The 12,274-nt window shown below is 64.9% G+C and carries 18 protein-coding genes; 7 read left to right on the top strand and 11 right to left on the bottom strand.

Features of this window, described 5'->3' with window-relative positions; translation table 11 throughout:
• Nucleotides 1-28: 28 nt before the first annotated feature.
• Nucleotides 29-361: a hypothetical protein gene (locus E5CHR_RS17890; protein ID WP_162581085.1), complete on the bottom strand. Its 333-nt coding sequence runs from the start codon at nucleotides 359-361 to the stop codon at nucleotides 29-31.
• A 148-nt stretch (nucleotides 362-509) separates the two neighbouring features.
• Nucleotides 510-1,184 carry a transcriptional repressor LexA gene (lexA, locus tag E5CHR_RS17885; protein WP_028260076.1) on the bottom strand — a complete coding sequence of 225 codons (675 nt, stop codon included), beginning with the start codon at nucleotides 1,182-1,184 and terminating at the stop codon, nucleotides 510-512.
• A 74-nt stretch (nucleotides 1,185-1,258) separates the two neighbouring features.
• Here lexA and E5CHR_RS17880 point away from each other — a divergent pair, with 74 nt between their 5' ends.
• Genes E5CHR_RS17880 through E5CHR_RS17870 form a run of 3 tightly spaced genes read left to right on the top strand, consistent with a single transcriptional unit; the run spans nucleotide 1,259 to nucleotide 3,160 of the window.
• Nucleotides 1,259-2,251 (top strand): asparaginase, encoded by a 993-nt coding sequence (locus tag E5CHR_RS17880; protein ID WP_162581084.1) that lies wholly within the window; start codon nucleotides 1,259-1,261, stop codon nucleotides 2,249-2,251.
• Between the two features lie 4 nt (nucleotides 2,252-2,255).
• Nucleotides 2,256-2,672, top strand: a complete 417-nt coding sequence (locus E5CHR_RS17875) for a hypothetical protein (protein ID WP_162581083.1) — start codon at nucleotides 2,256-2,258, stop codon at nucleotides 2,670-2,672.
• Between the two features lie 14 nt (nucleotides 2,673-2,686).
• Nucleotides 2,687-3,160, top strand: coding sequence for a DUF6152 family protein (locus E5CHR_RS17870; RefSeq protein WP_162581082.1), 474 nt, complete (start codon nucleotides 2,687-2,689; stop codon nucleotides 3,158-3,160).
• 3 nt (nucleotides 3,161-3,163) lie between these two features.
• Here E5CHR_RS17870 and adk read toward each other — a convergent pair whose 3' ends face one another.
• From adk to E5CHR_RS17840, 6 genes are all read right to left on the bottom strand, one after another.
• Nucleotides 3,164-3,820: an adenylate kinase gene (gene adk / locus E5CHR_RS17865; RefSeq protein ID WP_162581081.1), complete on the bottom strand. Its 657-nt coding sequence runs from the start codon at nucleotides 3,818-3,820 to the stop codon at nucleotides 3,164-3,166.
• A gap of 124 nt (nucleotides 3,821-3,944) precedes the next feature.
• Nucleotides 3,945-4,706, bottom strand: coding sequence for a 3-deoxy-manno-octulosonate cytidylyltransferase (gene kdsB, locus E5CHR_RS17860; protein WP_162581080.1), 762 nt, complete (start codon nucleotides 4,704-4,706; stop codon nucleotides 3,945-3,947).
• 2 nt (nucleotides 4,707-4,708) lie between these two features.
• Nucleotides 4,709-4,891, bottom strand: a complete 183-nt coding sequence (locus E5CHR_RS17855; RefSeq protein WP_162581079.1) for a Trm112 family protein — start codon at nucleotides 4,889-4,891, stop codon at nucleotides 4,709-4,711.
• The gene (lpxK, locus tag E5CHR_RS17850) at nucleotides 4,872-5,852 is read right to left on the bottom strand and encodes a tetraacyldisaccharide 4'-kinase (protein WP_162581078.1); all 981 of its coding nucleotides are present in this window, start codon (nucleotides 5,850-5,852) and stop codon (nucleotides 4,872-4,874) included. The genes E5CHR_RS17855 and lpxK overlap by 20 nt, the downstream gene beginning before the upstream one ends.
• A 1-nt stretch (nucleotide 5,853) precedes the next feature.
• Nucleotides 5,854-6,279, bottom strand: a complete 426-nt coding sequence (locus E5CHR_RS17845) for an ExbD/TolR family protein (RefSeq protein WP_162583776.1) — start codon at nucleotides 6,277-6,279, stop codon at nucleotides 5,854-5,856.
• Nucleotides 6,280-6,355: 76 nt separating this feature from the next.
• Nucleotides 6,356-6,988, bottom strand: a complete 633-nt coding sequence (locus E5CHR_RS17840) for a MotA/TolQ/ExbB proton channel family protein (protein WP_162581077.1) — start codon at nucleotides 6,986-6,988, stop codon at nucleotides 6,356-6,358.
• Nucleotides 6,989-7,302: 314 nt separating this feature from the next.
• Here E5CHR_RS17840 and xseA point away from each other — a divergent pair, with 314 nt between their 5' ends.
• On the top strand, nucleotides 7,303-8,613 hold the full coding sequence (gene xseA / locus E5CHR_RS17835; protein WP_232062106.1) for an exodeoxyribonuclease VII large subunit: 1,311 nt from the start codon (nucleotides 7,303-7,305) through the stop codon (nucleotides 8,611-8,613).
• 48 nt (nucleotides 8,614-8,661) lie between these two features.
• Nucleotides 8,662-9,243 (top strand): superoxide dismutase, encoded by a 582-nt coding sequence (locus tag E5CHR_RS31825; RefSeq protein WP_232062105.1) that lies wholly within the window; start codon nucleotides 8,662-8,664, stop codon nucleotides 9,241-9,243.
• Nucleotides 9,244-9,311: 68 nt separating this feature from the next.
• Here the strand turns inward: E5CHR_RS31825 and E5CHR_RS17830 are convergent, their stop codons facing one another.
• Nucleotides 9,312-9,764, bottom strand: a complete 453-nt coding sequence (locus tag E5CHR_RS17830; protein WP_162581076.1) for a DUF192 domain-containing protein — start codon at nucleotides 9,762-9,764, stop codon at nucleotides 9,312-9,314.
• Nucleotides 9,765-9,911: 147 nt separating this feature from the next.
• A complete protein-coding gene (locus E5CHR_RS17825; RefSeq protein ID WP_162581075.1) occupies nucleotides 9,912-10,229 on the bottom strand; it encodes a cell envelope biogenesis protein TolA in 318 nt (105 codons plus the stop codon).
• A gap of 196 nt (nucleotides 10,230-10,425) precedes the next feature.
• Here E5CHR_RS17825 and icd point away from each other — a divergent pair, with 196 nt between their 5' ends.
• Entirely contained in the window at nucleotides 10,426-11,685 is a 1,260-nt protein-coding gene (icd, locus tag E5CHR_RS17820) for an NADP-dependent isocitrate dehydrogenase (RefSeq protein WP_162581074.1), read from the top strand.
• On the opposite strand, the gene E5CHR_RS17815 is transcribed toward icd, so the two are convergent.
• Complete coding sequence (locus E5CHR_RS17815; protein WP_162581073.1) at nucleotides 11,661-11,915, bottom strand: hypothetical protein; 255 nt, start codon at nucleotides 11,913-11,915, stop codon at nucleotides 11,661-11,663. The two genes, icd and E5CHR_RS17815, sit on opposite strands and share 25 nt — an antisense overlap.
• Between E5CHR_RS17815 and clpS the strand changes: the two genes are divergently transcribed.
• On the top strand, nucleotides 11,914-12,273 hold the full coding sequence (gene clpS, locus E5CHR_RS17810; RefSeq protein WP_162581072.1) for an ATP-dependent Clp protease adapter ClpS: 360 nt from the start codon (nucleotides 11,914-11,916) through the stop codon (nucleotides 12,271-12,273). The genes E5CHR_RS17815 and clpS overlap by 2 nt on opposite strands.
• Nucleotide 12,274: the final 1 nt, after the last annotated feature.

Genomic DNA, 12,274 nt, shown 5'->3' with positions numbered 1-12,274 from the left:
CCGCGCGCCCGGACGCAGGGCGCGGTCTTCAATGCATTTGGCCGCGCGAGGGCGCGGCGCCTGCCGCTTCCAGGGCAGCGAGCCGGTCGAGCTCGGCGCAGACATCCGCCATGCGACCTGATATCACGACTCGGCCGGTGCTCGGCCTATCGTGTTGTACATCGACCGTGCGGACCACCCGCAACGGCCGGGCCGGCGCCGACAGGCGGGACGGCTGCGCGGCGGGACGCACGGCGCAACCAGGGCGGATGCCGACATAGCGCAGGGCGGAGGCGTTCCGACGGCGCGTTGATATCAAACGGCTTGCCAGCGATTGAAGGGGCATGAACAGGTCGACGAAGCTAAGCAGAGCGATTCCCATGTGAACTCCATGAAGGTCAGAGATTGAACATAGGCAGGATTGCTTTCGTCGGCCGCGACAGGGTGATGGCCCTCGGCCATACGCCCGCCACCTGTCGCAGCCGCTTGGGGCGGCATGAGAGAGAGGTCGCTCATGCCGTCTTGTGCGGCTACATCAGCATCGTGTTGCGGATCAGGCCAACGGCGAGGCCTTCGATTTCGAAGGGCTCGCCCGGCTGCACGATGATGGTCGGGTAATCGGGGTTCTCGGCGTGCAGCTCGATGACCTGCTTGTTGCGCTTGAGGCGCTTGACTGTGACTTCGTCACCCAGCCGGGCCACGACGATCTGGCCGTTGCGGGCCTCCTTGGTGGCCTGCACCGCGAGAAGGTCGCCGTCCATGATGCCTGCGTCGCGCATGGACATTCCGCGTACCTTGAGCAGGTAGTCGGGCTGCCTCTGGAAGAGGGTGTTCTCCACGTAGTAGGTCTGGTCCACGTGCTCCTGCGCAAGGATGGGCGAGCCCGCAGCGACACGTCCGATCAAAGGCAGCGCGAGTTGGGCCATGCCCGGCAACGAGAGCGAGAACTGGTTGTTGCGCGATTCGTTGAGCGAGCGCAGAGCGTCGCCCTTGAGCCGAATGCCTCGCGAGGTGCCGCTCACGAGCTCGATGACGCCCTTGCGCGCCAGCGCCTGCAGATGCTCTTCGGCCGCATTGGCGGACTTGAAACCCAGCTCTGCGGCGATCTCGGCACGGGTGGGCGGCGCGCCGGTGCGTGCGATGGCGCTCTGGATGAGGTCCAGTATTTGTTGCTGACGAGCGGTAAGCTTCACTGCGAACTGCATTGGCGACTCCTTGCGGCACTGGCTGAATATCCAGTAGCTGTATTTTTAACCAGTTTCCGGAGCTTTGGCAAGTCATGGCCGACAACATCAGCGAAGGCAAGCGTCGTGTGGTCGTTCTGGGGACGGGCGGCACCATTGCTGGCCGGGCGGCGACGGCGGCCGACAATGTCGGCTATATCGCGGGCCAGGTGGGCGTAACCGAACTGCTGGAAGGCGTGGCAGCCCCGACGGGCATCGCGCTGCAGGCCGAGCAGGTGGCCCAGGTCGACAGCAAGGACATGAGCTTCGCCATCTGGCGCCGCCTGGCCGAGCGCTGTGCGCATTGGCTTGCACATGCCGACGTGGCGGGCCTGGTTGTCACTCACGGGACCGATACCTTGGAGGAAACCGCCTTCTTCCTTCAGTCCGTGCTGGCTCCGGTCAAGCCCATCGTCCTGACCAGCGCCATGCGGCCGGCGACGGCGCTGACGCCGGACGGTCCGCAGAACGTTCGCGATGCCCTTGCGGTTGCCTCGAGCCCGCATGCTCAGGGGGTAGTAGTTGTGTGCGCGGGCGCGGTGCACAGCGCCTTCGATGTGCAGAAGGTCCACACCTATCGCCTCGACGCGTTCGATTCGGGCGATGCGGGCCCTGTGGCCTATGTGGAAGAGGGCGCCTTGCGCGAGCTCAGGAGATGGCCAGTCTCGCCGCCCGAGCCGGCACGCCTGTGCTTCGAGCTGATGCGGCACGCCGTCCAATGGCCGCGCGTGGAGATCTTGATGAGCCACGCAGAGGCGCGTGGCAGCATCATCGATGCACTGATGGCGCAGCAAGCGGGCACTGCAGAGCCGGTGCAGGGCCTGGTGCTCGCAGCCACTGGCAACGGCACTTTGCACGAAGCCCTGGAAGCGGCTGCGCTTCGGGCGCAAGCGGCGGGCATCGCGGTCCTGCGCGCCACGCGTTGCGTCCAGGGCCGCATTCTTCCCACGCCGAGTGCGGCGTTGCGCGACGCAGGCGCGCTGACGCCGGTGAAGGCACGCATCGCACTGATGCTGGAACTGATGTCCATCCAGGCCGGCGGCGCCTGAGCGCATGCTCGAAGCACTGCGCTCGCACGCCTGGGCATATCCCGCGCTGGAGGCGGTGCACATCGTCGGCATCGCGCTACTGCTCGGCAATCTGGCAGCGCTGGAGATGCGGGTGTTCGGGCGTGCTGCCGTCCTGCCGGTGGCCGCCATGGCCAGGTTGTCGCTCTCGATCGCCTTCAGCGGCTTCGCGCTCGCGGCGGCCAGCGGTTCGTTGATGTTCGCCACCCAGCCGGCGGAACTGCTTTCCAACCAGGCCTTCCTGGTCAAGATGGGCCTGCTGGTAGCGGCCGGTTTCAATGCGGGATGGTTCCATCTGCGTGGCTCGCTGCGCAAACTCGATGCGATGGCGCGGGTACAGATGTTGTTATCTACTGCGATCTGGCTGGCCGTGGTGTTCTGCGGCCGTTGGATCGCCTACTGAAGAGGAGCTTTCCTGTGAAACGTCGCGATCTCGTCTTCGCCACCGCTTCCCTGCCGCTGGCCGCTCCGCTCGCCTGGGGGCACCATGGCTGGAGCAGCTTCGACCAGGACCGTCCGATCTATCTCGAAGGCACAGTAGCGCGTGTGCGTTGGCAGAACCCGCATGCCGAGTTGTTGATCGACGTTCCTTCCGGCCTCAAGGTGCCGGCCGACCTGGCGAAGCGGGCGTTGCCGGGGCAGAGCGCACCGGTGGACGGGCCGGGCTTGCTCGCGCGGGCGGCAGTGCCTCGCCGCACTGATCGCCAGTGGGAGCTGGAACTCGCGCCGCTCACGCGCATGGAGGCCTGGAAAGTCGCGGAGATCAAGCCCGGCAGCGCAGTCTCCGCAGTGGGCTTCACGTTCAAGGAAGAAAAGGGAGCGCCCGTGATGCGCGTCGAATACCTGTTCGTCGACGGCAAGGTCTACGGGCTGCGCTCCAGCCCCGCCTGACGATCAGCTCGCCAGTGCGGCCAGCGCGCGCTGGGTGATCTCATCGACAGTGCCGACGCCACTGATCGCGCGGTACTTCGGCGCGGCGCCGGGTTCGGCCTTGGCCCAGGCTGCGTAGTAGTCGACCAGCGGACGGGTCTGCTGACTGTAGACCTCGAGCCGGTGGCGCACGGTCTCTTCCTTGTCGTCGTCACGCTGGATCAGGTCCTCGCCCGTGAGGTCGTCCTTGCCTTCGACCTTGGGCGGGTTGAATTTGACGTGGTAGATCCGCCCGGACGCCGGATGCGAGCGGCGTCCGCTCATGCGCTCCACGATATCGGCGAAGGGCACGTCGATCTCGAGCACGTAGTCGAGCTTGACGTTGGCCGCGCGCATGGCGTCAGCCTGCGGGATGGTGCGGGGGAAGCCGTCGAAGAGAAAGCCATTGGCGCAGTCCGGCAGCGCAAGGCGCTCCTTGACCAGGTTGATGATCAGGTCGTCGCTTACCAGTGCGCCGGAGGCCATCACCGCCTTGGCCTGCAGGCCGAGCGGGGTGCCGGCCTTGACGGCTGCGCGCAACATGTCGCCAGTGGAGATTTGAGGAATGCCGTACTTCTGGCAGATGAAGGCAGCCTGTGTGCCCTTGCCCGCCCCGGGGGCGCCCAACAAAATCAGTCTCATGGTGTCCTCGGAGGTTCTTCGATCTTCTGTCGCGCCTGGCATCCCGATGACGGCATTGCAGAGGGCGGAGTTGCGTCGAGGATAGCATGGCACTCTCGAGCAAACCCGATGGTTGGCAGGTGCGTCAGAGAGCGAAAAGGGCGCGGACCCGCGCGAGGTCTTCGGGCGTGTCGATGCCTGGGCCGGGCGCATGCGTGCTCACGTGCACGGCTATTCGATAGCCGTGCCACTGGGCGCGCAACTGTTCCAGTGCCTCGGTCGCTTCCACCGGTGCCGGCGGCAGAGCGGGGAATTGCCGCACGAAGCCCGCGCGGTAGCCATAGATGCCGATATGGCGCAGCGGCGCCGGGGCATCCGGCAAGGCCGTGGGCCCGTGCTTCGCGAAGCCGTCGCGCCACCACGGGATCGGTGCCCGGCTGAAGTAGAGCGCGTTGCCTCGGGCGTCCAGCACCGTCTTGACGACGTTGGGATTGAGGAAGTCTTCGAGAGAATCAATGGCGTGCGCGGCCGTGCTCATTGCTGCATCGGAATGTGACGCGAGGGTCTGCGCGACGGCGTCGATCAGCGAAGGATCGATCAGCGGCTCGTCGCCCTGGACGTTCACCACGATCTCGTCGTCTGCCAGACCGAGCTGCACGCAGGCTTCGGCGAGACGGTCGCTGCCGCTGGCGTGGTGGGTGCGCGTCAGCAAGGCTTCGACGCCGTGCGCCTCGCATGCGGCGACGATGCGGGCGTCGTCCGCGGCGACCACCACGCGCTCGGCGCCTGACTTGCACGAACGCTGGGCGACGCGCACCACCATCGGCACTCCTGCGATGTCGGCCAGGGGTTTGTCGGGCAGGCGCGTGGAGGCGAGCCGCGCCGGGATCAGGACGGTGTAACGCAAGCTCAGAGCCCCAGTTCCTCGTCGGACAGTGTGCGAGCCTCGGTCTCGAGCAGCACGGGGATGCCGTCGCGCACGGGGTACGCCAGGCGGGCGCTGCGCGATCGCAGCTCCTGCACCTCGGGATGCCAGGTGAGCGGTCCCTTGGTCACGGGGCAGACGAGCAGTTCAAGCAGCTTGGTGTCCATCGAGCGATGATAGCTTTGCGTCGAGAGCTTGGAAGAAGCCCGGCTCGGGTTCGAACACCAGGGGGAGCGCGAGTGCATCGGGCGCCCGGCGCCACAACTTGAGCGCATCTTTCTCGGTGCACAACAGCACGTAGCCTGTGCCGGGCGGCGCTTGCCACGCGGTGAAATCGTGGTGGTCGGGCAGCGCGATGCACTGCTGCGGCGCGAGCCCCCGTGAGCGCAGCATCTGGAAGAAGGCCTCGGGCTTGGCGATGCCCGCAACGGCCACCAGCGGCCGGCCTGCGAGCGATGAAAGCGGGACCGGCGTGCCATCCAGCCGCAAGGCGGCATCGGCCAGCGACCGTTGCGCGGTAAAGCCGGCAAATGCGGGGCGCACGCCGGTGTGGAGCACGAGGTCGCAGTCCCGCGGCCATTGCTCGCGCAGCGGGCCGGCCGGCAGCAACCAGCCGTTGCCGATGCCGCGGTCGTCGAAGACGCAGATCTCGACGTCGCGTGCCAGTGCCAGGTGCTGCAGGCCGTCGTCGCTCACGATGCACTGGGTGCCCGGATGCCGCGCCAGCAATGCACGCGCGGCGTCGATCCGGCGGAGCGCTACGAAGACCGGCGCTCCGGTCGAGCCGCGGATCAACGCAGGCTCATCGCCGACCTCGCGCGGGTCGCTGTTCTCGTGCACCTCCCGGCAGTCGCGGGTCGACCGACCATAGCCGCGCGAGACGACGGCCACCTTCAGTCCGCGAGCCTGTAGATGGCGTACCACGGCCATCACGACCGGCGTCTTGCCCGAGCCGCCGGCGATCACGTTGCCGACGACAATGACCGGTACGCCGACGCGCTCGGTGCCGAGGATCCCGAGGCGATAGAACACACGCCGGAGTGCGCTGAGTGCGCCGTACACGAGGGAGACGGGCCACAACAACGCCGCGAGCGCGCCGCGTTGCAGCCAAGCCCGCTGCAGATCCAAACTAGCGTCCTGCCCGCGCGGCCGACTGCGTTGCGAAGGTGATCTGCATGAGACCGGCGCGGCGCGCGGCTTCCATCACCGTGATCACCGATTGATGTGCGGCGCTGGCATCGGCGCTGATGATCACGATGCTGTCCTTGCCGCCATTGGACGCGGCGCCCAGGGCCTCGGCCACCGCTTCCACGCTGCGCTCGGGCAGCACGGTCTTGTTGACGGAGTAACGGCCGTCGGCCGAGACCCCGACGATCACCTCCTTCGGATAATCGCGCTGAGCCTCCACATCGGCCACCGGCAGCCGCAGCTGCATCTCCGTGAACTTGCTGTAGGTGGTCGACAGCATCAGGAAGATGAGCACGACCAGCAGCACGTCGATGAAGGGAATCAGGTTGATTTCAGGCTCTTCCTTCGAGCCGTGGCTGAAGTGCATTCGTCTCATGCCGAGCCTCCTCCAAGCCGGCGCGCGGCCGGCAGTGCAACACACGAAATGGCAAGCATGTAGGCGTTCATGAACGCAGCGTGTTGAGGTGGCGGGCGAAGCGTTCGCCGGCGAGCTCGAGATTGAGCAGATATTCGTCGACCCGCGTGCGGAAATAGCGCCAGAAGATCAAGGCCGGGATCGCGACGATCAGCCCGAAGGCCGTGTTGTAAAGAGCGATGGAAATGCCGTGTGCCATTTGCGCCGGGTTGCCGGAGCCGACCGCGCCGTTGCTCGGCGACTGGGAGCCGAAGATCTCGATCATGCCGATCACCGTGCCCAGCAGGCCGAGCAGCGGCGCCGCCGATGCGATGGTCGCGAGCGCCGGCAGGTAGCGCTCGAGCCGGTGGGCAACGATGCGGCCCGCGGCCTCCATCGATGCTCGCAGATCGTCCTCGGTGGACTGAGGGTTGGCATTCATGTGGCGAAAGCCCGCTGCCAGCACCTCGCCGAGCCCCGAGTTCCTCTCCAGCTTGGTCACAACGTCCGGACCCGGAATGGTGTTGCGCGATACCGTGATCGCTTCGTCGAGAAGTTTGGGAGGAAGAACCTTCGAGGTTTTGAGGCTGGTGAATCGCTCGATGACCAAAGCGAGCCCCACCACCGAACAGGCGAGCAGCGGCCAGATTGGCCAGCCCGCAGCAACTATGATCGAAAACAAAGGAATCCTCCGGCCCAGTCGACTGCAAATGCGCGGCGATTATCCCCCGTCGAGGGCAGATGTTCCAATTTGTATTCGCCTGTCAGCCATCGCCCACAAGTTCTGTGGATAACTTTGTGGCTAACCCGCGGGGCAACCGGCTCCCAGCCGCATTCCACGGGGCGTCCGCTGGATCGACTGAATTTTGAGCAGCACTTTATTCAATGAAATCAAGGGCTTGTACGTGAACTCGTGCCTGCGATACCCCAATACTCGAGGCGCCCGTAGCCATTCAACCGATTGTGGACGACTGGCCACTCGTTTTTGCCCAGGCGATGAACGATTCTGAAGCGCCGGCTATCGCGCCGAGAGTCTGGAATGTCGGCGCGCTGTGCCGCGCAGTCGCCGATGCGATCGATGCGCGCTTCAACCCGGTGGCGGTGCGCGGCGAGATCAGCGGCTTCTCGCGCGCCGCCAGCGGTCACTGCTACTTTGCGCTGAAGGATGAGGCCGGCCAGCTGCGCTGCGCCATGTTCAGGCGTGCCGCAGGCCTGCTCGACTTTCAGCCCCGCGACGGTGACCAGGTCGAGGTTCGCGGTCGCCTCGCGGTGTACGAGCCGCGAGGCGACCTGCAGTTGGTGGTCGAGAGCCTGCGGCGAGCCGGGCAGGGCGCTCTCTTCGAACAGTTCTTGCAGCGCAAGGCACGTCTGCAGGCGGAAGGCCTGTTCGATGCTGCGCGCAAGCGAGCATTGCCCGCCATGCCGCGTACGATCGGCCTCGTGACTTCGCCGGGCGCTGCCGCGCTGCACGACGTGGTCACCGCGCTGCGGCGCCGCGTGCCGCACATTCCCGTGGTACTGGCACCCGCCGCGGTGCAGGGTTCGGGAGCGCCGGCGGAACTCGCACGCTCGCTGCAATCCCTTTACGCGCTCCGACCGCAAGTCGACGTGATCCTGCTGGTCCGCGGCGGCGGCTCGATCGAGGACCTTTGGGCCTTCAACGACGAAACCCTTGCGCGCACCATCGTGCAGAGCCCCGTGCCGGTGATCAGCGGCGTTGGCCATGAAACCGACTTCACCATCGCCGACTTCTGCGCCGACCTTCGCGCCCCGACACCTACAGCCGCGGCCGAACTCGTGGCGGCGCCGCGCGAGCTGTGGCTCGGTGCGCTGGCATTGCTCGAACGGCGCTTGCACGGTGCGCTTTCCGCACGGCTGGATGCACTGAGCCAGCGTACCGACGATGCTGCCACGCGTCTTGCGCGCCCTTCGACGCTGGTGCTGCGCCAGCAGCTGCGACTGGCGCAGCACGCCCAGCGCTTTCGCCACGTCATGCTGTCGCGCGTGCAGCGACTCGCCCAGGTCCAGCAGGGTTTGCGAGCCGAACTTCCTCTCGATTTCGCCCGCGCCCTGATGCAGCGAAAGGAGCGGCTCGAAAGGGCGGCGCTGCGGCTGCAACTGCTCGATCCGACGCTGGTCCTCGAGCGCGGCTATGCCTGGCTCACCGGCCCGGACGGCAGGGCGATCACTCGCACGCCACAGCTCACGCCCGGCGAAGCGGTCCGGGCAAGGCTGGCAGATGGCACGGCCGACATGAAGGTCGTGCAAACGGAAACGACAGGACTGCGTCCGACGCGGGCCTCTTGAATCCTTTCTAGAATGCTTCATCCCACAACCAACCTGCGAGAAAAGACAATGGAACACGTCCTCCCACCCCTGCCATATCCGTTGGACGCACTGGCGCCCGAGTACTCGAAGGAAACGCTGGAGTACCACTACGGCAAGCACCACAACGCCTACGTGGTGAATCTGAACAACCTGCAGAAGGGCACCGAGTTCGAAAACATGGAACTCGAGGAGATCGTCAAGAAGTCCAGCGGCGGCATCTACAACAACGCTGCCCAGATCTGGAACCACACCTTCTTCTGGAACTGCATGAAGCCCGCTGGCGGCGGCGAACCCAGTGGCTCGGTTGCCAAGGCGATCGACGCCAAGTGGGGCAGCTACGCGGCGTTCAAGGAGGCGTTCGTGAAGTCGGCGGTGGGCAACTTCGGCTCGGGCTGGACCTGGCTGGTGAAGAAGTCCGATGGCACCGTGGACATCGTCAACATGGGCGCCGCGGGCACGCCGCTGACCACCGGCGACAAGCCGCTGCTGACGGTGGACGTCTGGGAGCACGCCTACTACATCGACTACCGCAACCTGCGCCCGAAGTTCGTGGAGACCTTCCTGGCCAAGCTGGTGAACTGGGATTTCGTGGCGAAGAACTTCGGCTGAGCCGACTCGCTGCCCAAGAAAAAAGCCGACCGGGGGTCGGCTTTTTTCATTGCCGGGCTGCTCAGCGCTCAGCGCCTGTTCGAGAACAGTTCGCCGTTCAGCTTCGTGCCCTTCTTGATGTTCTTGTGGGCAAACCAGCCCTGGTTCATCTCGAGGACGAAGCGCACGGGCTCTTCGGAACAATGGGAGTCGTCGGTCTGCGGCTTCATGTCCGCCGTGTTGACGATGCGTCCGTCGTCGGCCACGAAGGCGGCGGTGAGCGGCAGCAGGGTGTTGCGCATCCAGAAGCACTGGGTGGCCGGCTGTTCGAACACGAAGATCATGCCCTCGTTCTGAGGCATTTCCTTGCGGAACATCAGGCCTGTCTGCCGCTGTGCCGGCGTCTCGGCGACCTGGGCGTCGATCTGGTACATGCCCGCAGTCAGCCTGACGCGCTGCAGACCGGTCTGTGGCTGCTGAGCGTGGACAGGCGCGAGCAACGCGGCGGAGAGTGCGAGCAAGACGGAGAGGCGCTGGAACATGGGCGGCTACAGTGTTTAAAGATGCAGTCCCTGTCAAGGGGCGCTCGTTCAACGACGCCTTGAAACCCCCGTTGACGAGGGCTTGCCAGGAAAGGAAAAAAGAAAAGCGTTCCGAAGAACGCTTTTTCCTTGGTTCGGCCCGAGGGCTTACTGGGGGGTACCGCCTTGTGCGGGAACCGGCTTCTTGCCGCCGCCCTTGGCGGGACGGCGTGCGTCGCGCGAGTCGCGGCGGGCCTGGGCGGCCTTGTCGGCACCGGTGGCAGTCACGCCGCCGCTACCTTCTGCAACCTTGGATTGATCTCCAGCAGGAGCCTTGACTTGGCCGGGGGCCTTCGCAGCCTTCCTGGTTTCGGCGCGCTCGGCGGCCTTGCCCTGAGCCTGGGGGTTGATCTCGGCGGGTTGGGTCTGTGCGAATGCGGCGGTGGCGAACAAGCCGGCCATCATGACTGCTAGAACTTTGCTCATTACAGGTTCCTCTGTGTGGAAATGGTTTGAAAACGCCTCCCGTCCAGCAGAAGGTCCGTCAACAACGAGGGCTATGAGGCCACGGTTGACAAGCCCTCCAGCTCCTCAGGTTGCGTCTAAAATTCTAAGGCTATTCAGCCGGCCGGAAGCGTAGAGTCTTCCTGCCTTCGATTCATCCCCCGGAGTTCTTGCTCTCATGTCCAGCTATCAGCACATCAAAGTCCCGGCCGAAGGCCAGAAGATCACGGTCAACGCCGACAACTCCCTCAATGTGCCTGACCAGCCCATCATCCCCTTCATCGAGGGCGACGGCACCGGCCTCGACATCACGCCGGTGATGATCAAGGTGGTCGATGCCGCGGTGGCCAAGACCTACGGTGGAAAGAAGAAGATCCATTGGATGGAGGTCTATGCCGGCGAGAAGTCGACCAAGGTCTATGGTCCCGATGTCTGGCTGCCAGAGGAAACCCTCCATGCGGTGCGCGACTACGTGGTCTCCATCAAGGGCCCGCTGACCACTCCGGTCGGCGGCGGTATCCGCTCCCTGAACGTTGCCTTGCGCCAGGAACTCGACCTGTACGTCTGCCTGCGTCCCATCCAGTATTTCGAGGGCGTGCCCAGCCCGGTCAAGGAGCCGCACAAGACCAACATGGTGATCTTCCGCGAGAACTCGGAGGACATCTACGCCGGCATCGAGTTCGAGGCTGAAAGCGACAAGGCCAAGAAGCTCATCAAGATCCTGCAGGACGAATTCGGGGTCAAGAAGATCCGTTTCCCCAACACCTCGGGCATCGGCATCAAGCCCGTCTCGCGCGAGGGTACCGAGCGCCTGGTGCGCAAGGCGATCCAGTACGCGATCGACAACGACAAGCCCAGCGTGACGATCGTGCACAAGGGCAACATCATGAAGTTCACCGAGGGTGGCTTCCGCGACTGGGCCTACGGCCTGGCGGCCAAGGAGTTCGGCGCCGAGCTGATCGACGGCGGCCCCTGGATGAAGTTCAAGAATCCCAGGACCGGCAAGGAAATCACCGTCAAGGACTCGATTGCCGACGCTTTCCTGCAACAAATCCTGCTGCGCCCGGCCGAGTACAGCGTCATCGCCACCCTGAACCTGAACGGCGATTACGTCTCCGACGCGCTGGCAGCCCAGGTCGGCGGTATCGGCATCGCCCCGGGCGCCAACCTGAGCGACACGGTCGCCATGTTCGAAGCCACCCACGGCACGGCGCCCAAGTACGCGGGCAAGGACTATGTCAATCCAGGCTCCGAGATCCTGTCGGCCGAGATGATGCTGCGCCACATGGGCTGGACCGAGGCTGCCGACCTGATCATCCGCTCCATGGAAAAGTCCATTGCGAGCAAGAAGGTCACCTACGACTTCGCCCGGCTGATGGACGGCGCGACCCAGGTGAGCTGCTCGGGATTCGGTCAGGTGATGATCGACAATATGTAAATGGTGGCGGCAGCGCGATGAGCGCTGGCAAGCTCCCGACCTCCGGCCCCGGCTCCGCAAGGCGTCGGGGCCTTTTCTTTCGGCTCGACCGGGAATTTGCCCACGGCACGCCGCTTGCATGCATTTTCGGGGGCGTTCCAGGTGCCCGCGTCTTGAATGTCACGAAGCTGGCACCAGTTGTTCCACCACGGGCGCTGCAAGCTGCGGGCGGCTCGATAAAATGATTTCATGGCTACCAAAATCCCTTCGACCCCTCCCAACCCTCCGGCTGTAACGCCGGGGCGGGACGATGGCGATGCGGTCGTGATCGAGCGGCGCCCCCAAAAAACCGCGCCGCCCCAGATGTATCAGGTCGTGATGCTCAATGACGACTACACGCCCATGGAGTTCGTGATCGTCGTGATCCAGGAGTTCTTCAACAAGGACCGTGAAACGGCGACCCAGATCATGCTCAAGATTCATCTCGACGGACGCGGTGTCTGCGGCGTTTATTCCCGCGACATGGCAGCCACCAAGGTCAATCAGGTGATGGAGGCGGCTCACCAGGCCGGACATCCGCTTCAGTGCGTCAGTGAACCGGTTGAATAAA

It is taken from the genome of Variovorax sp. PBS-H4, assembly GCF_901827205.1.
Lineage (GTDB): Bacteria > Pseudomonadota > Gammaproteobacteria > Burkholderiales > Burkholderiaceae_C > Variovorax.
This window is presented reverse-complemented; position numbering and strand designations above follow the sequence as displayed.